This is a genomic window from Ignavibacteria bacterium (assembly GCA_017303675.1).
Lineage (GTDB): Bacteria > Bacteroidota > Ignavibacteria > Tepidaquicellales > OLB5 > OLB5.
On sequence record JAFLBX010000001.1, the window covers coordinates 1,785,552 to 1,805,539 of the forward strand.

Genomic DNA, 19,988 nt, shown 5'->3' on the forward strand with positions numbered 1-19,988 from the left:
TCTTAATGAAATACCTTATATCCTTAAATCACGGTATATAAACAGGTAAGGTTTGAGGTAAGAGATAAAAATATATTTGTATTAATTATTAATCAATCATTTATAACATGTACAATTTATTGCATTCCGAAAGAAATTTTGAAAAAAATGCCGTTTACCCTGAAAATTATAAATTATACCAGAATTTTCCGCAATCATTTTATAAAACAACCAGAATAGCTTTTGATATACCTTCAGTAAGTAATGTAAGAATAGTTATTTACGATGTATTTGGCCAGGATAAAGAAGAACTATGCAATACTGAACTGAAAGCAGGCAGCTATGAAATAAAATGGAATGCTTCCGCTCTGAAAGCCGGCGTTTACTATTATAAATTGTTCGCAGGTGATTTTGTTGATGTAAAAAAGATACTTTTAATTAAAAACTAACTGAATAACTTATTTTATTTTAAATATTTTAATAACATATTAAACAATAAGGGAGTTTTGTATGTTTCATAATCATATAGAATTGTATGTTTTAATATTCATTAGAAACACGGGAAAACGTTGAATAATTTAAGATTTTTAATATTACTAACTTTTTTAATCTTAATTACTGGAAATACATCCGCACAACCGGTGGTTGAATGGACAGCGAGATTAAACGGTCTGCTTGATAGCACCGATGTTGCCTTGGATTTAACTGTGGATGCAGCAGGCAATACTTACGTCACAGGGTACAGCAACAGCCTTTTAGGCTTGCTTACCGGGGCAGTGACAGTAAGCTATGACCCGGACGGTAATACCAGGTGGCGCTCTGAATACGATCAGCTCTTAAACGATGCCGGTTCGGTTATTGCAATGGATAATACCGGGCAATATGTTTATGTAGCGGGTTATACCAATGCTCTGCTGAATCTTACGGCGGCGGATTACCTCATTATTAAATACCGTGCAAGTGACGGGCAGCAGATGTGGGCCCGGACCTATGGTTTCGGGCTGCTTGGTGATGATAAAGCTGCAGCATTGATAATTGACTCTCAGAATAACCCTGTGATAACAGGTTATAGCCAGGGATTCCTGCTTTTATTAACCCCGTATGATTATGCAACCGTTAAATATGACCAAAACGGAAACCAGCTTTGGGCACAAAGATATAACGGAACAGGCAATAACAATGATAAGGCATTTGGTATTGCTGAAGATTCTGACGATAACATTATTGTTACAGGCGAAAGTGTTGGAACCTCATCCGGCTATGATTATGCTACAGTAAAGTATGGACCCGATGGCTCGCAGCAGTGGGTGAGCAGGTATAACGGTACAGCTAATGACCAGGACAGATCATATGCTATAGTAGTTGATAATACAGATAATATTATTGTAACAGGTGAAAGCAGCGGCAGCTCATCAGGCGCGGATTATGTGACAGTGAAATATAATCCTTCAGGTTCGCAGCAATGGGCAAGCAGGTATAACGGCTCGGGGAACAATGAAGACAGGTCTTACGCAATAGTTGTAGATAATACCGATAATGTTATTGTTACAGGCTCCAGCCGTTCCGCAGGTACACCGGGAAGTGAAGATTATGCAACAGTAAAATATAACCCTTCGGGTTCACAAATGTGGGTTTCCAGGTACAACGGCCCGGGAAACAATGAAGACAGGTCATATGCAATAATAGTTGATAACACCGATAATATTTTTGTCACAGGCTCAAGCCGTTCAGGCAGCTCTTCAGGTACAGAAGATTATGCTACCGTTATGTATTCTCCGGCAGGTTCAGAATTATGGGATGTAAGATATGACGGTACAGGAAGCAATGAAGACAGGGCTTATGCCATTGTTGTGGATAATTCTGATAACATATACATTACCGGCTCCAGCAGAAACGGTTCTGTATTAGGTTCAGAGGATTACTTGACGCTGAAATACAGCAGAGAAGATCTCGTGCATATACCCCCGTATACCGGGATCGTTCCTTCTGAATTTAACCTGTATCAGAATTATCCCAACCCGTTTAATCCTTCAACTGTAATTGAGTTCGATCTTCCGGAAGATGGATTTGTTACATTGAAAATCTTTAACAGCAGGGGGATTGCAGAAGAAACTATTATTCAGTCAGTTAAAAAAGCAGGAAAGTATTCAGTATTATGGAACGCTGAAAAATATCCTAGTGGTATTTACTTCTGCAGGCTTGAAGTATCGGGTATATCATCCGGTATGACTGCATTCAGCCAGACTAAAAAATTAATTTTTATCAAATAACAGCAGCTTCAAATTTATCCCCAATTAGCGGCCTTGATGGCCGCTTTTTTATTTTACCAGAATAAGCTTCATGGTTTTACTGAATGTATTATTACCTTTTGAAACCAGCCTGTAAAAATAAACACCGCTTGCCAGTGCAGAGCCGTTAAAGGAATTTGTGTAAAAAAGGGGATATCAGAAAAATAAAAAAGCAGCCATTTGGCTGCTTTTGCAGCGCATACGGGGATCGAACCCGTACTTTCCGCCTTGAGAGGGCGGCGTGTTAACCAATTACACCAATGCGCCAAAAATCTTTTTCGCCGCTGTGCGGCGTGCGACCCTGCTTTAGCGTGGGAATTCCGCAAAATGAACACCTGAAATTAATATATTACAAAAATATTAAAATTCTGAATGATTAACAATGATAGTAAAATGAATTTAATGAAAAAAAATTACAAATAATATTAAACAAACGAAGCTGTATAGAGAAATACAGCTTCGTTTTAGTTAATACAAAATTAGTAACTCAGCAAAAAGAACTTACTTTACAAGTATCATTTTATTTACAGCTGAAAGATCTCTATAAGTTAGCTTGTAAAAATATATCCCTGATGAATAATTGCTGCCGTCAAATATTGCTTCGTATTCACCCTGCTCAAGCGTCATATCCAATATTGTTTTTATTAATTTTCCGTTTACATCAAAAACAGATAAATTACTCTTACCTGTTGATTGAACTCCCGACGGTACTGCAAAACGTATTTTGGTAATGGGATTAAACGGATTAGGATAGTTCTGCATAAGACGGAATGCATTTGGAATATTATTACTTATTACAGAAATTCCAATTGCAAGTAAATTATATTTAATTACCGAACCATTTGCGTATGAAAGCCATATCCGGTTTGTATCGAATGCATCACCATAACCGGGTGTACCACCTGCAAAATTTGAGGCAAACCATGTGCTGCAGAAATCCCGGCTTAGGTTTATTGCATTTCCGCGCAAAGCGATAATCCAATTTGATCCAGGAACAGCGATCAACTCATGCAATGTACCTGTTCCTACAGCGGAATTTTTGTTCAGCCATGTTGCACCCCCATCAGAGGTAATTACGATTTGTCCGCCGTAAGCTGCCGCTATTCCGTTCAAATTATCTTTAAATACTGCAAACCTGAAAGAACCGGTTTGACCATAATCATGCACTTGCCATAACGATTCAAATCCGCCAGTCAATTTGTAAAATTTGTAGTTCGTTTCACCGTGGTGCCCGCAAAACCAAATAAAGTTTGTATCTAACTGATTTCCGCAATTTTCAACTAATAATGTACCTGAATTGCTAACAGGTGCTTTAGATGATCTTATCCAGGTATTGCCGCCGTTCCTTGTATAAAAAAATCCGACTGTATCATTGACTGCATCTGCAAGTATGTAACCTGTATTTTCATTGAAAAAATGAATCCTGTTGATAAAATTCTTAGGTGAATATTGCTGCTGCACCCAGTTGATCCCTCCGTTTGAAGTTTTATATATATTACCTAAGCCGGAACTTACCCATGCGGTTGTACTATTAACAGCACTGATAAAATAACAATATTCAGGAATTGAGCCGGAATGTATCCAATTTAAACCTGAATTTGTTGTCCTGTAGATATTGGAAGCTGCTTCAAAAGAAACAACCCAAATTACTGATTGACCAACAGCGTCTAAATTTTGTATCTTTTCAGTTGAGTTAAATATATTGACCTGCTGCCATTGTGAAATTAATGTAACTGAAATGATAAACTGAAGGACTATGAATAAAATTTTATTTTTCATTTTTTACCTCTATTCATTTGGAATGCATAGCTGGTAACCTATCATATCACAGGATATATTGTATGCATATAAATTATGGGGATTTCCGTAATACTGATAAATTTCACAACAGCATTCAGCTGAGATCAAAATATCGTATTCTTCTCCGTTACATGAAACCCATAAGGAAACAGTTTCATCCGGACTGCAACCGGGTATGATACCGGCATTACAACATTTGTAACTTGAGTAATTTGAATCCCTTTCGGAATAATAAGTTTTGTTATTATCTGTTGGCGGATCTACAACAGAATTACAGGTCGAAATGATTAAAGCCAGGATGAAGGAAGCAATGAAAAACATTAAAGTTCTCATTTTCCCTCCTATTTGTTACTACAAATATAATATGGGAAATAAAAAATTATTCACTTAAATACTGTAAGTATCCAGTTAACAATTATTTAAAATACTATTACAAATTAATCTTTCATATTTATAAAGCTTTTTTCTCTTATTTTAAAGAATATACACTGGTTCACTTCTTTGTAAAATTATACAATCAATCTTAATTTTTATTCCATTAATTTGATGGCTTTCTTCTTTATGTAAATATTATAAAAATCTTCAATTAAAAATCTTCTTTTTTTTAATTCAATATGTTTACTTTTGAGTTAAATTTTTATTACAGTTAAATCATTGATTTTGATTTTTTAAATAATACAAACACAATACTTATGAACTTTTTCTTGACGTTATTGTCAAGATTGGAACTTGGATTTAAAAAATGTGTGTTACACTAATTAAATTCATATTCATGGCGCCTGAATTGAATAAATAAATAAACTTAAGGAGGATATAATCTGTGAGATTAATCAAAATGCTGTCGTTATTTATTTTTTTATTCATTGTTAGTTTTTCTATGATTGGATGCAGTGACGATAATACTACAACCCCTACAACTACGCAAAAAGCTAATTTAATGGTTGTTCATGCTTCACCGGATGCACCTCAGGTTGATATTTATGTTGACGGAACAAAGGTTAGAGATACTCTCAGCTTCCCCGGAAACACTTCATATTTACAGATAAACAGCGGTACCAGGAATATTAAGGTTAATGTCGCCGGAACAAACACTACTGTTATCGGACCGGTTGATCTCTCTTTTAATGCTAACACAAACACGTCAATTTTTGCAATTGATAGCGTTGCTAAAATTAGTCCGTTAGTAGTTTCTGATGATCTGACAGCTCCTGCTTCAGGAAAGGCGCATATCAGGTTTATTCATCTATCGCCAAATGCGCCGGGAGTTGATGTTTCAGTTACAGGACAGCCTCAGGGTACAGGTTTGTTTACTAACAGAACATTTAATAAAACAATTACCGGGTCAGAATCATCATTTACACCCGTAGATGCAGGTACTTATAATCTGGAAGTAAGGCTGGCTAATACTTTGACTGTCGTATTACCATTACCCGGAATAACATTAACTGCCGGTAAGATATATACAGTTTTTGCAAGCGGATTTGTTGGAGGCAGCGGTATCCAGCAGCTTAATGCTCAGATCATTGCAAATAATTAAAATGTAAAAATTAAACTAATGCCCCGAAAGAATGTATTTCTTTCGGGGCAGATTATTACTGTAGATATTAAATTAAATTTATAATCTTATCCTTGCATCCAGTATACAGCTGCTTTCTTTTGTATCAAAGAAAACGAACGGGTTCAGGTCAATTTCTTCAAATTCCGGGAAATCTCTGCTTAATTGAGAAAGCCGTAAAAGACTTTCAGAAATATAATCTATATCCACAGGTTTTCTGCCTCTTACACCTTTAAGCATTTCAAAGCTTTTTATGGATTGAACCATTGCCATAGTTTCTGCGTCATTTACCGGTACAAGTTTAAAATTCACATCTTTGAATACCTCAACAAAAATTCCGCCTAATCCAAACATTACCATGTGACCTGCTTTTTCATCTTTAGTAATACCAAGTATAGTTTCAACACCGCCTGAAATATATGGCTGAATTAAAAACTTCTCAAGGTGTTCATATGCTTTGTTCTGTTTTAGCTTTACTGTGATCTTTTCGGCTGCTCTAAGCAGTTCATCCACATTGTGAATATCAACTTCTACTCCACCCAAATCTGACTTATGTATAAGCTTCTTGCCAACGGCTTTTAAAACTACCGGATATTTTATTTTATCGGATATCTGGATCAGCTCAAAAGTATTTTTGGCAAATACTGATCCAATTATAGGCAGCCCGTAAGCATTCAGTATTTTCGAAACTTCATCAGAGCTAAGGTACACATTTTTTTTACCTTTATAAGAGCCGATGATTTTTCGAACGGTTTTTTTATCAGAATCAAATTCCCTGTAAATTCCTTCGGGTCTTTGTTTCCATTTGCTGTAATTTACCATTTTAGAAATTGCCCTTGCTGCGTTTTCAGGGAAACGGTAAATGGGCGGGTGAACAGGTGATACTTCTTTTAGCTTGGGAATAACATCATCCTGTGACATCATAACCAGCGCAGCGGTTTTATCTGACTTTTTGAATTCATCACAAACAGCCTTTGCGATCTCAAGAGTATCAAGCATCAAAGGCGGACCTACGACCACTATCAATGAATCAATGTTTTCATCCTTAAGCATCAATGATGCTGCCTTTGCGTATGTTTCAGCATCTGCAGGCGGTAATATATCAACAGGATTAAAAACAGAAGCTTCCTGCGGTGCTGTTTGTTTCAGCGCTTTCTGTGTTTTTTTTGAAAGCTCCGGAACTGTTAAACCGCAGTTCGCGCATTCATCTACTGCAAGAATTGCCGGTCCCCCTGCATTTGTTAAAATACCAACCCTTTTCCCTTTAGGCAAATTGGTCATATCAAATGCACGGGCTATATCAAACATTTCATCTGTTGTATTAACACGTATTACTCCGCTTTGCTCTAAAAATGCATCAACTACAGCATCGCTTGAAGCAAGTGCGCCGGTATGTGATGATGCCGCCTTCATTCCCGCTGTTGTTCTTGCTGATTTAATTGCGATGACCGGTTTGGTCTTTGTAATTTCGCGGGTAAGCTCCATAAAATGGCGCGGGTCTCCGAATGATTCCAGGTACAGCGTAATAACTTTTATATCATCATTATGCCACCAGTAATCAAGAATTGTATTTCCGGAAATATCAGCCTTATTACCAATACTTGCGAACTGTGCAAGACCAATATCATTTTGCTGAACAGTTCTTAATATTGCTGCGCCTAAAGCTCCGCTTTGAGAAATAAAACCTATTCCCCCGGGTACTGGATTGCCCTGAACAAATGTACAATTAAGCTTAACATCAGGGTGAGTGTTTATTATACCCATACAGTTTGGGCCAACAAGCCGCATCTTGTATTTACGGATCTTTTTTACAAGTTCAGCTTCTCTTTCAGCGCCTTCTTTGCCGGTTTCTTTGAAGCCGGCAGTTATTACAACAACTGTCCCGATCTTTTTCCTGTAACATGAATCTATTGCTGCAGATACAAATTCTTTTGGGACCATAATTATTGCAAGGTCGATATTATCGCTGATTGAAGTTACATCCGGGTATGCTTTTATACTGTGTACAGAAGGTGCTTTGGGATTTACAGGGTAAATACTGCCTTTATAACCGAATTTTATCAGGTTACTTACAAGTTCAAAGCTTAATGTTCCTTTTTTTGATGATGCACCTATTACTGCAATTGATTGAGGATAAAAAAGCTTATCAAGTGAGCTTTGCATAATATTTTATTTCCGTTCAGGTTAAATGATCTCAGCTTCGTATCCGGCATTTATTACTGCGTTTAATATCGAAACCTCATCAGTAACTGCGTCATCATAAATTACGGAAATTATTTTTGTTTCAAGATCTATATCCAGTGTTTTTATTCCATTTAAATGGCTGATTGATTTTGTAATGCTGCGTTTGCATGCTTCACAGCTCATTTCTGAGCACTTTATTTTTACAACCTTTTGAGATACAGCTGTTTCCGTTAGTGTCATAGTATTGATTTTAATATTGTTGTACGAATAATTAATGTTTAAAAAAATTACAAAAAATAAAATTATGTATTTTATATATTTCATTATTGAGCTATATAGTAAGTAAAGTTGATATTATATGTTGCAGAGCTTTGAGCATTTATCCCGAAATTATTACCCGCTGGACCCAGCTTAACTGATGATGTTATCCTGAATGGTATCGAAGGATAATATGTATATGCCAGGCTGAAGTTCGTGCTTCTTTCATTTGAGTTTTCTACCCGCTCGCCGTTGATCTTAAAGTTATTCTGTAAAAAACCTGATGCAGAAATTGAAACTGCATGCCTGCTGTTAATAATATAGTTTGCTGTTACAGAATAATTGAATTTTTCGCCGGGCTGCTTTTCGTAGTTATATCCTATCGGTTCTCCGAAATATTTAGAATACTTTTTTTCAAAGCTGTGCTGCCAGTTTAGATCTGCAAGTAACTGAAGTTTAGAGCGGATTATACTTTTTGTTAGTGAAATTCCGAGTGTTGTTGAATAAAATCCTTTTCCGGTAATATCAACATCGTTCAAAGCATTTTCTTCTGATTTTCCTGTAGGAATAGTTAATCCAAAAGTAACTGCAAGATAGGGGAGGGTCTTATCCAAAGCAAGCTTTTTATTCTTTTTATACGGCTGAAACTCATGGAATATCTCGAATCTTCCTCCCAGTGTAATATCTCCAAACCCTGAACCATTCTGTTTAAGTCCCGGGATACTGCTGTTATTGAAAACATATGGTATCGAAAGAGCGAACTGTACAAATTTATTCAGCCTGTAAGCGCTGTTAAAAGTTACACGGTATTGGCTTTGTGAGTGTTTATTTTCAAGCCAGTTCCCGTTCTTATCCCACACGCCGGTATATCGGTCATTAGTAAATCCCAGATTGAAAAGGGCAAGGCCGTCGAGAGAAAGCACTGAAAGATCCCCGGTTCCTCCGCCGCAGCTGTTACATGCTTTGGAAGGTATATTAATAAAACATAAAAATGTTAAAATGATAATTATTCTTTTTATCATCAGTTTACCTGTAATATAAATTTTGGTGCAGGACTATCGGTAACAAAGCTTCCGTTAACTTTTATTGAATCGTATAAAAACCATTCGCCCGGCATATTAAAGTTTACAATTCCTTTATAAGTGCCCGGTGCTGTATAAACAGGGTCAACATTGTTGCCTGAACCGTGACCCATTGATTCCATCCATGGCCTGATGAACATTTCAGCATTATTTATTTCTTCATAATTAGTCATATCAGATGTTTGATGGAACATGAATTCAAGATCATTCAACCCTACTACCGGTGCAGCCGGAGTAACCATTGTAAGGAAATATGTTTTTTCGGTCAGTGAATTATCCCAGGCTAATATTTTTGTTCTTGTTGAATAAGTCAAAGGAAAAACTGATGAATCCACTGTATTCAGGTCATTATAATTAAAATCCGCTGCCCAAAATGCCGCTGTATCATACATTATAAAAACAGAATATCCGGTAAAAAGCTGTTTGTCGCTGTCATAAAAATATTTCTCAGGTACAGGTACTGAATGGCTGGGTCCGCCAAGCCCATGATACATTGTCGGCTTAAATCTGACAAATCCCTGGTTTTGTTCACTCCCGTTTATAAATACTTTAAAACCTATATTATTATACCCATATATAAAACTCGAAGCGCTTTTACTGTAAACTTCAAATTTATTTGCTCCTGATTCAGCAGTAAATATCTTCACATAATCAGATGGTGTATTAATAACATTATTAACAGATGTATCATTTCCGCAATGATACAATGCTAAAACAGGAAGGATCAAACAGAGATATATGAATTTTTTCATAATTATTGTTTTGTTATTACAATTATCGCAATAAAAATATTGCTCTCATATGATATAAGTCAACAAAATCATATTTTTTTATGATTTGTAATCTGTTGATAAATAATAACATATATAAAAAAACCCGGTAAAAACCGGGTTTTGTGCTTAATTATATGACTTTTAAAAGGCTTCCCCTAAATTTATCATTTCTTTTTCAACCAGCTCTGCACCGCGGTTCAATGCGTCTTTGTTAATGGGCAGGAGGTTGTGGTATCTTTCAGGCAGTACTTTTTTAAGTGCTTCAATAATTGAATCAATTTTTACAACAGGCTTTCTTTCAAGATATGCTCCGAGCATTATCATATTCAGTATCTTGCTGTTTTTCATTTTTACCGCTTCTGTAGCTGCTGGGATCCCGATTATTTCTATATCAGTCCTGGTGCTTGGTTTGAATATATTTGATGATTCGTAAATTAAAAGTCCTCCCGGTTTTATCTTTGATTCGAATTTTTCCATCGAAGGCTGGTTAAGCACTATGGCTGAATCAAATTCAGAGATGATCGGAGAGCTGATCTTTGTATCAGAAATTATAGCTATACAATTAGCTGTTCCACCGCGCATTTCAGGACCGTATGAGGGCATCCATGAAATTTCCTTGTTCTCAACCATTCCGGCATAAGCAAGGGTCATACCCATTGATAAAACTCCCTGTCCGCCAAATCCTGCTACTATGAGTTCTTCTAACATGATTATTTTACCTCCTCAAGCTTTTTAAGATCTTCACCCTTAGGCAGCTTTATATCGCCAAGCGGGAAAGTTTTTACCATTTCATCATCAATGAACTTGCTTGCTTCAATAGGCGTCATCTTCCAGTTTGAAGGGCAGTTCCCGATAATTTCAACAAACGATGTTCCTTTTTTCAGCTTCTGATATTTAAAGGCATTCATCAGAGCTTTCTTAGCTTTCCTAACTGCAGTGGCTGAATTAACTGCCTGCCTGGTTACATAAAATGCACCGGGTAAATGGCTTATCAATTCAGATACGCGTATCGGCTCGCCGTATTCTGTTACATCCCTGCCAAATGGACTTGTTGTTGTTTTCATTCCAATAAGACTGGTGGGTGCCATCTGCCCGCTTGTCATGCCGTAAACGGCATTGTTCATGAAAACTATCGTGATATTTTCACCCCTGTTGATAGTATGAAGGGTTTCTGCAATACCTATTGCAGCAAGGTCACCATCGCCCTGGTAAGTGAAAACATACTTATCAGGCATAAGCCTTTTTATCCCTGTAGCTGTTGCGCAAGCTCTGCCGTGAGCAGCTTCTGACATATCAATATTCATATAATCATAAGCAAACACCGCGCATCCAACAGGCGCAACACCAATTGTCTGCTCCTGGATACCCAGCTCATCAACTACTTCCATGACCAGCTTGTGAACAAGGCTGTGTGCACAGCCCGGGCAGTAATGCATGCTTACATCTACAAGCGTACTGGGACGGTGATAAACCACTTCATATTCTTCATCCATGCATCTTGGCTTTTCAGGTGAAATTGTTTCTGTATTTTCTGTTTTAGCTTTAAGTGAATCTGCAGCTTCATCCTTTATGGTTACAAGCTGTTCTTCAACCAGCAAATTTTCTTCAGACCGCATGATTTTTCTTTATTAAGTTTTCCAGTTTTATTACAATTTCATCAGGGTTAGGCAGCATACCGCCAAGACGACCGTAAAAATCAACGGGAACCTTGCCGTTCACAGCAAGCCTTACATCTTCGACCATCTGGCCTGAATTCAGCTCAACTGTCAGTATTGCTTTCATTTTATCTGCAAGAACATTTAATCTCTCAGAAGGGTAGGGGAATAAAGTAATGGGTCTTAACAAACCTACTTTTATTCCTTTTTCTCTTGCCATATTAACAGCTTTATGGCATATCCTTGCGCATAAGCCGTAAGCTACCATCAAATATTCAGCATCTTCAGTTTCAATTTCTTCAAACCTTACTTCATTTTTCTTTACTTCTTCATATTTTGCCACAAGCTTCTCGTTATGCTTTTCAAGCATTTCTGGTTTAATATGAAGTGAAGTTATATAGTTGCGTTCCCTGGTTGGGGGCTTGCCTGTGGTTGCCCACGGTTTTTCTATTTTATTCGGTTTAAATTTTCCGAATGTGACTTTTTCCATCATCTGGCCTATAGCGCCGTCGCTTAAGATAAGTACAGGATTTCTGTATTTATCTGCAAGATCAAATCCAAGGAAAACAAAATCTGCCATTTCCTGAACAGAAGATGGTGCAAGCACTATCAGCCTGTAGTCACCATGTCCGCCGCCTTTTGTTGACTGGAAATAATCTCCCTGTCCGGGCTGAATTGTGCCGAGTCCCGGACCCGCACGGTTAACATTTACAAGCAGGCACGGAAGCTCTGCGCCTGCAATATACGATATCCCTTCCTGCATCAGGCTGATTCCCGGAGAGGAAGAGCTTGTCATTGAGCGGAACCCCGCGCCGGCTGCGCCGTATATCATATTGATTGATGCAACTTCGCTTTCAGCCTGTAATACAACTCCGCCGCGTTTGGGCATTTCCTTTGCAAGGTATTCCAGTACTTCTGACTGTGGAGTAATTGGGTAACCAAAATAAGCATCGCAGCCTGCCTGTATAGCAGCTTCTGCCAATGCTTCGTTACCTTTCATTAGTTTAGTTTCCATAATTACAAAATTTAAAATTTATATATAGTCCATATTGCTTAGATCGCTGTAAACAGGTGAAGTAATGATCGCTTTGATCTCTTCTTTTATATTTGAAGGAGTGATATCTTCTTTCTTTGCACCCTTTTTAGGATTCGTTCTGTAAACAGTAATGATAGCATCCGGGCAAACCAGTGCGCAGTTTACACAGCCTGTACAGAGATCGTTGTTCGCAATTATATATCTGTATCCTTTGATATTTATTGTATCAGAAAGTGTTAATGCATTTTCTTTGCATGCTGTTCTGCAAAGCTCGCAGCCTTTGCATTTGGAAATTTCAATTTCCACCATGCCTTTTACTTTTCTTTCTTTTGCAGGTGTTGCTTTAGCTGTAGTATCCATTTGTATGTATGTTAAATGGTTTGAAATTTATACAAAAATGGCATAGAAAGTCAGCAAATCCTATTACCTGTATCATATGAAAATATGATATTTATCACATTGAATTGTGGAAAAATATGAGGAAAAGGGTATTTTCTTTTGTAAAAAAGTAATGGGACCCGTATATGAGTCCCATTCTTTGAAAGGTTAAATCATTAGATGAATAAAGACCGGGTTTCCGTATAATAGATCAGTTCAAATTTGAACCAGGCTGTTTTCAGGATGAAGTCATCTCAACCCATTGAATGACTTCGCAGATTTTCTTCGAGTTATATTTTAATTTATTTATTAAATATATCCGTTCAGCCTTTTTCGCTCGTTTAAGAGAGCATTTCTTTCAGAACACCCGAACCTTATGTTCGGTACAAAAATGATAAATTATTTTTCTTAAAAAAATAATCTGTATCATTTTGAAATATGATTTTTATCCGGTTTTTGCTGCAGTGCTGATGAAAATTTTATTTATCTTTTTCTGCCTCTGCCCATGCCAAGCGGCTGTTCTTCTTCTTCCTTATATTCTATCAGGAATGATATGATAAGCCACAGAACGCCTGCTCCTGTGATATAAATGCCGTAATCTGCATTAAGCAGTATCAATATTATGCCCAAAATTATAAATAATGAAGGCAGTAATACTGTTAAAAATAATGTCCGCATAATAACCTCCTCTAATTGTTATTACCCATGCATTATAAAAACCAAAGAACAGTGATTAAAGTTCTTACGTATATAAATTAACAAATATTGTTAAATAAATAAAATTACAATATTACCAAATTGCAATAAGCCCGCCCATTAATGTTATGGATATGAGCTGGTAAATTATGAACAGGAAATACAGCATTTTCGGGCGGCTTTCATACATATATCCGGGTATTACTGTAGTAACAACAAAACCCAGCCAGACCCAGAAACCTATCATTACTCCGCCTTCAAATGTATTTGTAAATGTAAATTTTATAATATGGGCAAGCACATAGGCAAATAACAGCGAAGCAATTGTGTTAACAACATAGGTCATACCCATTGCAGCGGATGAAAATCCCTGTTTGATCTCTTCTTCGGTTTTGCCCATTGAGCGCATCCAAAGCTTGCCAATAATCAGCGGTGAGTACCAAAAGGCTCCGATGACCATATTAATTACACCTGCAATAACTACAGGTATCAGGTTTAATGACGGGTCAGGCATAATTAAAATTTAATTTATTGGATTATTTAAATTTAAGGTAATATTTTAAAAAGTGATACAGAAAAATTAAAATTAATTAATATCAAACTTATTTTACTTTTTTATATATATCGGCGTCATTTTAACATAAAAATAAACAGCTATTGCTGTCTTTTATTATTTTGCCCTACTTGAAATGTCGTGAAACCTGGACTTTTCCTGACTAGGATAAATTACTTTAAATTATTTCTAAACTTTCTTAAATTTTAATAAACTTAAAATATGACTCCATAGGAGTCATATGTTTGTAGAAAAATTTTCAGTTAAAATTGCGACCCCATAGGGGTCGCACATAATCATAAGTTATATGGATGTTTGACCCCTATGGGGTCAGTTTTTTATGTGCTACCTCTATAAATGTGTGATGCGTACAGCATCAGTGTATATTTTAATGAAGCTGTCTCAATTAGCAAATTTATACAAAATTTCTATTAAAATTTTTCAAGATTCCTGCTTTCTCAGGAATGACAAACTACTTTTTGAGTTACCCGACCAGGGACAGCCTGTCCTGACATGAAATGTCGGGAAACCTGGACTTTTTCTTAACACAATTAAATGGCGTGTTGAACTCCGCTGGAAGCGGAGTGAAATCCTGCTTTAGCAGGATTGTCAATTACACAATTAAAAAAGACAGCTTTCACTGTCTTTATGTAGTTGCCCGACTAGGGACAGCCTGTCCCGACATGAAATGTCGGGAAACCTAGACTTTTCCCGACACAAAGTGTCGGGACGTGTTTGCTTATTATACCATCATAAACAAGAAAGACAGCTTTCGCTGTCTTTATAGAGTTGCCCGACTAGGGGTCGAGGCATAGACTTTTCCCGACACAGAGTGTCGGGACGTGTTTGTTTATTATACCATCATAAACAAGAAAGACAGCTTTCGCTGTCTTTATAGAGTTGCCCGACTAGGGGTCGAGGCATAGACTTTTCCCGACACAGAGTGTCGGGACGTGTTTGTTTATTATACCATCATAAACAAGAAAGACAGCTTTCGCTGTCTTTATAGAGTTGCCCGACTAGGGGTCGAGGCATAGACTTTTCCCGACACAGAGTGTCGGGACGTGTTTGTTTATTATACCATCATAAACAAGAAAGACAGCTTTCGCTGTCTTTATGTAGTTGCCCGACTAGGGGTCGAGGCATAGACTTTTCCCGACACAGAGTGTCGGGACGTGTTTGTTTATTATACCATCATAAACAAGAAAGACAGCTTTCGCTGTCTTTATGTAGTTGCCCGACTAGGGGTCGAACCTAGACTTTCCTGATCCAGAGTCAGGCGTGTTGCCAATTACACCATCGGGCAATAATTAACACAAATATAATGATTTTAAAAATCTTTTCAAAAACCATAAAAAAGGGGTTAAACTAAAAGTTCAACCCCCTTTTTATCAAATATTTGCTTGTTGGTTACTTAACCAGCAAAAGCTTTTTAGTTTGTGAAAAGTTACCGGCTTTAATAATATAAAAATAAACACCGCTTGACATCCCGGAAGCATCCCATTTGGCAACATAATTGCCTGCAGCATACTCTCCGTTAACAAGCTTTGTTACTTCCTTGCCCTGGGAATTATATACTGTTATACTAACATAATTATTTTCGGGAATTGCGAACTGAATATTTGTTGCCGGGTTGAATGGATTCGGATAATTCTGCGATAATTTATAATCTTCAGGTATTCCTGTGTTCAGGTTTGTAATACCGGTTGTTGTACTTACTACATAACGTATTTCACCGGTTAATGCGCGTGATGAAAACCAGGTGCCGGTAGTTGTAAATACAGCAGAACGGGCATCACCGGTTATCAGCCTGATGTTTGTATCAACATAATTTTCCAGCGGGGGAGTCCCGGTACCAAAATAACGCGGTCCGCCAAGCACAAGCTTAAGAGCTACACCAACTGTATCATTAGCCGCAACTGGAATTGGACCGATATATATAAGCTCCGAAATTCCGTTTGCTGTTGATCCCTGGAACCCGTCTGCTGTATCTATTAATGTCCAGCCTGCCAGTGAGCTTCCCGGGCCTGAGCCAACCGGTCCGCCAAGTGCATTTCCGTCACGTATATATACTTCTATTCTTACCGGTGCGCCTGCAGTCAGTGATAGTCCGGTTTTAAAAGCTGTAACAAAAAGATCGCGCGGCCCGCCGATCAGGTTGAACAGCATACCTGCTCCCGCTGCGCTTAAACCGTTATTTGGCGGTCCCGGGTTTGCAGTAAGTATAATTGTATCTGCAAGGCTATATTCAGTATTGAACATAAAATGCCTGTTCATGATCTCGTTTGTATTAAGGTAGGGAGCTGAACTTTCTGTTACTATACTAATATTTGAAAGACTAATATTTTCTGTTGTTATCGCATCTTTATCCCTGTTATCATTAAATTCAAAAAAGCCGTAGAATGAAAAAATTGAAACCGCAAAAAATACTATTAAAAAAGGAATTTTGTTTCCATTAATTGAAATTTTCATTTTTCCTCCATATTTTAAATTTATTTCATTAAAACTTAATCATTTCTTAAATACAATACAACTTATTTTGTAATATTTCATAATATACAAAAATCATAATGTATGGTGATTAGAATTGATTTATCTGAGAAAAAAACCTGTATTTTAATTATTTACTCTTAATTAGCTTTTTAATAGAAAGATGTTTTAGTAAATTTGCATAGCTGAAATAATTTTTCAGCACATAACATTATGATATTTAGACTATCTGCGGCAATATTACTGTTAAATTTTTATCTATTTTCACAGCAAACAGTATTATTTAAAGCTCCCCCGGGAAATATTACACTTCCCTCTGTTATTGTTGATGAAAACAGCAATCCAAAATCAACTGGTCTTGGAATAATTGAATCCAAATGGGTGCCTTCATCACAACCGGCTGCTGAAACACTCCTTGAATCATATTCCTCTTCAGGAGATATCGGCATCAGAAAAATAATTAATGATATTCTGCTTAAAGCAAATATCTCAGCTGAAAATATTGCCAAGCTGAATATCAGCTTCAAAAGCTCGGGAATTGAAGAACGCAGCATAGATAAAAATGATGCCGTGTTCAATGATGATTTTGCATCAAAATATACCGGTGATAATTTGTTCCTTGTCACCAGGCTTTACCGCTCAAACAACGCAGTTATAGAAATTACGGAAACCGGTGTAGCTGAATTTACGCCTGAGATAAAAAATGCTTTATCTGAAGGGTTAAGGTTCGGAAATAAAACCGAAACTACCCAGGAAAATAAAATGCTTGTTGAGATTCAATATCTTGTTTTTGCTTATGAATATGTACCTATGAAAATCGAAAGAATTACAGATAAGTCTCTTGTTGTTCCAATGTATTATACGGTAGATATCGGCCTGAATGCAATTTCTAATATGACAGTTACAGAATATTCCCAGTATAATCTTCATGTAAAGATCGGCTCTGATATCATTTCAAAACCGGTGGAATTCAAGATCTCAAATACCGAACCTAAAAATAATTTCAGGGTGGGGAACAGGGAAGCTTATTCAATAACTTATATCGAAGCCAGCGGAAACAAAGTTACTTTTTCCATTTCAGGATTCAGCGTTTCATTTCCTTGATTAACCTGCTGATCCATTTATCAAAAACGAAATTTTAGGGATACCCCTGCAGCAAAATATCAATCTATTTAAAGGAATTTAATGCAATTCAGATTAAAAAAATCTACTATCGAAGATGCCGGTATAGGCGTTTTCACAACTTCATTTATCAAAAAAGGCGATAAGCTTCACACATTATTTCATGAAAACGATGTTATATGGGTATCAAATGAGGATTATGAAAAACTTGATATTCCGCATGAGCTTAAAGAAAATTTTTCGATCAAGTTTGAAGAAGGGTACTCAATGCCTGGTGATTTTAACCGTATAAGCGTTGGCTGGTATCTGAACCACTCCGATAATCCCAATCTCCATTCCGATGAGGAGTATGAATATTATGCTTCACGTGATATTCAGCCCGGTGAAGAATTATTTATAGATTACGAAGGTTTATAAAAAACAAAAAGCCTCTCATATTATATACGAGAGGCTTCAAATAGGATTGGGCAGGTTATGCCCGTGCCCTCCTAAAACTTATACTTATCATACACACTCCTTTCTCTAAGCGGGCCTGCTTTTATACCCCGCAATACCAATATAACCAAATATTATTTAAATTTGTCTCCAAATTATATTTATAACAAAAACATTTTTTGTAAAGTATTATAAATCAATTCAGCAAAAATTTTTGAAAATTACTTTTTCCGTTTCGCATTCTGCGCCATTTCAGTCCCGCGTTTCCATGACTTTAGTTGCTTAGCGGGATCACGTTTCACGTTCTCACTTGAAGCTGTTAAGCGCTTTCATGTAATTTGCTCTTTCAAACGCACCCGGATTTGCGACTGCTTTATGGCTCATAGAGCCTTTCATCATTTTAATCGACTCATACTCGTGCTCTGTCATCCATTTTTCCATATCAGCAAGTATAGTTTTAATATGATCTATTCCGTATTTATGCAGCGCAGCAAATATCTGAGTAACAGATGCCCCGGTCATGATGAGCTTCAGCACATCTTCGGCTGTGTTAACGCCGCTTGTAGCGGCAAGTGATGCGTTTATTCTGCCGTATAATATTGCTATCCACCTCAGCGGCAGGCGCATTGACTGACTGTTGCTCAGCAGAACATTAGGCACAACCTCAAGGTTATCCAGGTCTATATCCGGCTGGTAAAACCTGTTGAATAATACCAGACCGTCAACTCCTTCATTATCCAGCCGTTTTGCAAAGTGACCCAAAGCGCTTATATACGGACTAATCTTCATCGCAACCGGTATCCCCACATTTGCTTTTACCGAACGCAGTGTTTCTACATAAATATTTTCAATATCCTCTGAAGTTGTGTTAAAATCCGTTGCAAGCATATACATATTCAGCTCCAGTGCGTCTGCCCCGGCTTCTTCGATCAGCTTTGCGTATTTTGTCCAGCCGCCATCAGTGCAGCCGTTAAGGCTGCCAATTACGGGAATATTCACACTCTTCTTGATATTATGAAGATGCTCCAGGTATTCTTCAGGTCCAAGGTTATAGCTCTGTTCCGGGAAGTATGACTGAGCTTCAGCGTGAGTATCATCATGGTAAGAAGTATGATGATAAAGCTCGAGTGCTTCATGGGTAATCTGCTCTTCGAAGAGTGAATACATAACAACTGCCGCTGCTCCGGCATCTTCCATTTTTTTTATGTTGCCAATATCCCTTGAAAGCGGGGAGGCTGATGGTACTATCGGGTTTTTCAGGTTCATACCCAGGTAATGTGTTGAGAGGTCTGTCATGATCGTCTATTCCCTTTAACCGGGGAATCCATTTTTAAATTATTATTACTTTTAAAAGCTTATTATTTTATCTGAGCTCATATACCATGCAGTTAGTTCTGCCATGGTGCTCATTTGTGTACCTTCTATTATATTATCTTTTTTAATTCCCCTTGCATCAGCACATGAACCGCATATCTTAACTTCACCTTTGTTTAGCAGTACAGATTTGATCATACGCTCAACGTTATAATATCCGTTCGGAGTAGTTTGTCCGGCTTTTGCGCAGGCTGCTGCATCCGCCATGAGGAAAATTCTAACCTCCTCGCCGGGGAAATCCTTCTGAATCTGCATCGCAAGCCTTAAACCGTTGTATGGTTTCTCGCTGCCGTATGGCTGCTCATTTATCAATATTAAATGTTTCATTCT

Annotated in this window: 20 protein-coding genes and 2 tRNA genes; 5 read left to right on the forward strand and 17 right to left on the reverse strand. The window is 37.3% G+C overall.

Annotation, left to right across the window (positions count from 1 at the left end):
- Positions 1-107 precede the first annotated feature (107 nt).
- Entirely contained in the window at positions 108-428 is a 321-nt protein-coding gene (locus J0M37_07955) for a T9SS type A sorting domain-containing protein (protein MBN8585017.1), read from the forward strand.
- Between the two features lie 192 nt (positions 429-620).
- Complete coding sequence (locus J0M37_07960) at positions 621-2,249, forward strand: SBBP repeat-containing protein (GenBank protein ID MBN8585018.1); 1,629 nt, start codon at positions 621-623, stop codon at positions 2,247-2,249.
- A 211-nt stretch (positions 2,250-2,460) separates the two neighbouring features.
- On the opposite strand, the gene J0M37_07965 is transcribed toward J0M37_07960, so the two are convergent.
- The 3 genes from J0M37_07965 to J0M37_07975 form a co-directional block, all read right to left on the reverse strand.
- Positions 2,461-2,534, reverse strand: a tRNA-Glu gene (locus tag J0M37_07965).
- Between the two features lie 234 nt (positions 2,535-2,768).
- The gene (locus tag J0M37_07970; protein ID MBN8585019.1) at positions 2,769-4,046 is read right to left on the reverse strand and encodes a T9SS type A sorting domain-containing protein; all 1,278 of its coding nucleotides are present in this window, start codon (positions 4,044-4,046) and stop codon (positions 2,769-2,771) included.
- Positions 4,047-4,055: 9 nt separating this feature from the next.
- Positions 4,056-4,400, reverse strand: a complete 345-nt coding sequence (locus tag J0M37_07975; GenBank protein ID MBN8585020.1) for a hypothetical protein — start codon at positions 4,398-4,400, stop codon at positions 4,056-4,058.
- Positions 4,401-4,902: 502 nt separating this feature from the next.
- Here J0M37_07975 and J0M37_07980 point away from each other — a divergent pair.
- Positions 4,903-5,604, forward strand: coding sequence for a DUF4397 domain-containing protein (locus J0M37_07980; GenBank protein MBN8585021.1), 702 nt, complete (start codon positions 4,903-4,905; stop codon positions 5,602-5,604).
- Between the two features lie 78 nt (positions 5,605-5,682).
- On the opposite strand, the gene J0M37_07985 is transcribed toward J0M37_07980, so the two are convergent.
- The 12 genes from J0M37_07985 to J0M37_08040 all read right to left on the reverse strand — a co-directional run bounded on the left by J0M37_07985 (position 5,683) and on the right by J0M37_08040 (position 16,709).
- Positions 5,683-7,785 (reverse strand): acetate--CoA ligase family protein, encoded by a 2,103-nt coding sequence (locus J0M37_07985; protein ID MBN8585022.1) that lies wholly within the window; start codon positions 7,783-7,785, stop codon positions 5,683-5,685.
- A 21-nt stretch (positions 7,786-7,806) separates the two neighbouring features.
- Complete coding sequence (locus tag J0M37_07990) at positions 7,807-8,046, reverse strand: heavy-metal-associated domain-containing protein (protein MBN8585023.1); 240 nt, start codon at positions 8,044-8,046, stop codon at positions 7,807-7,809.
- Positions 8,047-8,129: 83 nt separating this feature from the next.
- A complete protein-coding gene (locus J0M37_07995; GenBank protein ID MBN8585024.1) occupies positions 8,130-9,086 on the reverse strand; it encodes a transporter in 957 nt (318 codons plus the stop codon).
- Positions 9,086-9,898 (reverse strand): FixH family protein, encoded by an 813-nt coding sequence (locus tag J0M37_08000; GenBank protein ID MBN8585025.1) that lies wholly within the window; start codon positions 9,896-9,898, stop codon positions 9,086-9,088. Before J0M37_08000 ends, J0M37_07995 begins: the two co-directional genes overlap by 1 nt.
- A gap of 162 nt (positions 9,899-10,060) precedes the next feature.
- On the reverse strand, positions 10,061-10,627 hold the full coding sequence (locus J0M37_08005; GenBank protein MBN8585026.1) for a 2-oxoacid:acceptor oxidoreductase family protein: 567 nt from the start codon (positions 10,625-10,627) through the stop codon (positions 10,061-10,063).
- A gap of 2 nt (positions 10,628-10,629) precedes the next feature.
- Positions 10,630-11,412 carry a 2-oxoglutarate oxidoreductase gene (locus tag J0M37_08010; protein ID MBN8585027.1) on the reverse strand — a complete coding sequence of 261 codons (783 nt, stop codon included), beginning with the start codon at positions 11,410-11,412 and terminating at the stop codon, positions 10,630-10,632.
- Between the two features lie 112 nt (positions 11,413-11,524).
- Positions 11,525-12,589 carry a 3-methyl-2-oxobutanoate dehydrogenase subunit VorB gene (locus J0M37_08015; protein MBN8585028.1) on the reverse strand — a complete coding sequence of 355 codons (1,065 nt, stop codon included), beginning with the start codon at positions 12,587-12,589 and terminating at the stop codon, positions 11,525-11,527.
- Positions 12,590-12,607: 18 nt separating this feature from the next.
- Positions 12,608-12,970 (reverse strand): 4Fe-4S dicluster domain-containing protein, encoded by a 363-nt coding sequence (locus J0M37_08020; protein ID MBN8585029.1) that lies wholly within the window; start codon positions 12,968-12,970, stop codon positions 12,608-12,610.
- Positions 12,971-13,471: 501 nt separating this feature from the next.
- The gene (locus J0M37_08025; GenBank protein ID MBN8585030.1) at positions 13,472-13,666 is read right to left on the reverse strand and encodes a hypothetical protein; all 195 of its coding nucleotides are present in this window, start codon (positions 13,664-13,666) and stop codon (positions 13,472-13,474) included.
- A 112-nt stretch (positions 13,667-13,778) separates the two neighbouring features.
- Positions 13,779-14,198 (reverse strand): DUF1761 domain-containing protein, encoded by a 420-nt coding sequence (locus J0M37_08030; GenBank protein MBN8585031.1) that lies wholly within the window; start codon positions 14,196-14,198, stop codon positions 13,779-13,781.
- Between the two features lie 1,272 nt (positions 14,199-15,470).
- Positions 15,471-15,543 (reverse strand) — tRNA-Gln (locus J0M37_08035).
- 104 nt (positions 15,544-15,647) lie between these two features.
- Positions 15,648-16,709, reverse strand: a complete 1,062-nt coding sequence (locus J0M37_08040; protein ID MBN8585032.1) for a T9SS type A sorting domain-containing protein — start codon at positions 16,707-16,709, stop codon at positions 15,648-15,650.
- A gap of 231 nt (positions 16,710-16,940) precedes the next feature.
- On the opposite strand from J0M37_08040, the gene J0M37_08045 reads away from it, so the two are divergent.
- Together J0M37_08045 and J0M37_08050 are read left to right on the forward strand one after the other, a co-directional pair.
- A complete protein-coding gene (locus tag J0M37_08045; protein MBN8585033.1) occupies positions 16,941-17,831 on the forward strand; it encodes a hypothetical protein in 891 nt (296 codons plus the stop codon).
- A gap of 81 nt (positions 17,832-17,912) precedes the next feature.
- Positions 17,913-18,266 (forward strand): SET domain-containing protein, encoded by a 354-nt coding sequence (locus J0M37_08050; GenBank protein ID MBN8585034.1) that lies wholly within the window; start codon positions 17,913-17,915, stop codon positions 18,264-18,266.
- Positions 18,267-18,590: 324 nt separating this feature from the next.
- On the opposite strand, the gene J0M37_08055 is transcribed toward J0M37_08050, so the two are convergent.
- On the reverse strand, positions 18,591-19,580 hold the full coding sequence (locus tag J0M37_08055) for a dihydroorotate dehydrogenase-like protein (GenBank protein MBN8585035.1): 990 nt from the start codon (positions 19,578-19,580) through the stop codon (positions 18,591-18,593).
- A gap of 51 nt (positions 19,581-19,631) precedes the next feature.
- Positions 19,632-19,985 carry a DsrE family protein gene (locus tag J0M37_08060; GenBank protein MBN8585036.1) on the reverse strand — a complete coding sequence of 118 codons (354 nt, stop codon included), beginning with the start codon at positions 19,983-19,985 and terminating at the stop codon, positions 19,632-19,634.
- Positions 19,986-19,988 lie beyond the last annotated feature (3 nt).

Bases quoted from the DNA above. Each gene is read 5' to 3' on its own strand.
- J0M37_07975 (MBN8585020.1), bottom strand. From the start codon at position 4,400: ATGAGAACTTTAATGTTTTTCATTGCTTCCTTCATCCTGGCTTTAATC.
- J0M37_08020 (MBN8585029.1), bottom strand. From the start codon at position 12,970: ATGGATACTACAGCTAAAGCAACACCTGCAAAAGAAAGAAAAGTAAAA.
- J0M37_08040 (MBN8585032.1), bottom strand. From the start codon at position 16,709: ATGAAAATTTCAATTAATGGAAACAAAATTCCTTTTTTAATAGTATTT.
- J0M37_07995 (MBN8585024.1), bottom strand. From the start codon at position 9,086: ATGATAAAAAGAATAATTATCATTTTAACATTTTTATGTTTTATTAAT.
- J0M37_07990 (MBN8585023.1), bottom strand. From the start codon at position 8,046: ATGACACTAACGGAAACAGCTGTATCTCAAAAGGTTGTAAAAATAAAG.
- J0M37_08045 (MBN8585033.1), top strand. From the start codon at position 16,941: ATGATATTTAGACTATCTGCGGCAATATTACTGTTAAATTTTTATCTA.
- J0M37_08030 (MBN8585031.1), bottom strand. From the start codon at position 14,198: ATGCCTGACCCGTCATTAAACCTGATACCTGTAGTTATTGCAGGTGTA.
- J0M37_07970 (MBN8585019.1), bottom strand. From the start codon at position 4,046: ATGAAAAATAAAATTTTATTCATAGTCCTTCAGTTTATCATTTCAGTT.
- J0M37_08015 (MBN8585028.1), bottom strand. From the start codon at position 12,589: ATGGAAACTAAACTAATGAAAGGTAACGAAGCATTGGCAGAAGCTGCT.
- J0M37_07955 (MBN8585017.1), top strand. From the start codon at position 108: ATGTACAATTTATTGCATTCCGAAAGAAATTTTGAAAAAAATGCCGTT.
- J0M37_08005 (MBN8585026.1), bottom strand. From the start codon at position 10,627: ATGTTAGAAGAACTCATAGTAGCAGGATTTGGCGGACAGGGAGTTTTA.
- J0M37_07980 (MBN8585021.1), top strand. From the start codon at position 4,903: ATGCTGTCGTTATTTATTTTTTTATTCATTGTTAGTTTTTCTATGATT.
- J0M37_07985 (MBN8585022.1), bottom strand. From the start codon at position 7,785: ATGCAAAGCTCACTTGATAAGCTTTTTTATCCTCAATCAATTGCAGTA.
- J0M37_08000 (MBN8585025.1), bottom strand. From the start codon at position 9,898: ATGAAAAAATTCATATATCTCTGTTTGATCCTTCCTGTTTTAGCATTG.
- J0M37_08050 (MBN8585034.1), top strand. From the start codon at position 17,913: ATGCAATTCAGATTAAAAAAATCTACTATCGAAGATGCCGGTATAGGC.
- J0M37_08055 (MBN8585035.1), bottom strand. From the start codon at position 19,580: ATGACAGACCTCTCAACACATTACCTGGGTATGAACCTGAAAAACCCG.
- J0M37_08025 (MBN8585030.1), bottom strand. From the start codon at position 13,666: ATGCGGACATTATTTTTAACAGTATTACTGCCTTCATTATTTATAATT.
- J0M37_08060 (MBN8585036.1), bottom strand. From the start codon at position 19,985: ATGAAACATTTAATATTGATAAATGAGCAGCCATACGGCAGCGAGAAA.
- J0M37_08010 (MBN8585027.1), bottom strand. From the start codon at position 11,412: ATGGATGAAGAATATGAAGTGGTTTATCACCGTCCCAGTACGCTTGTA.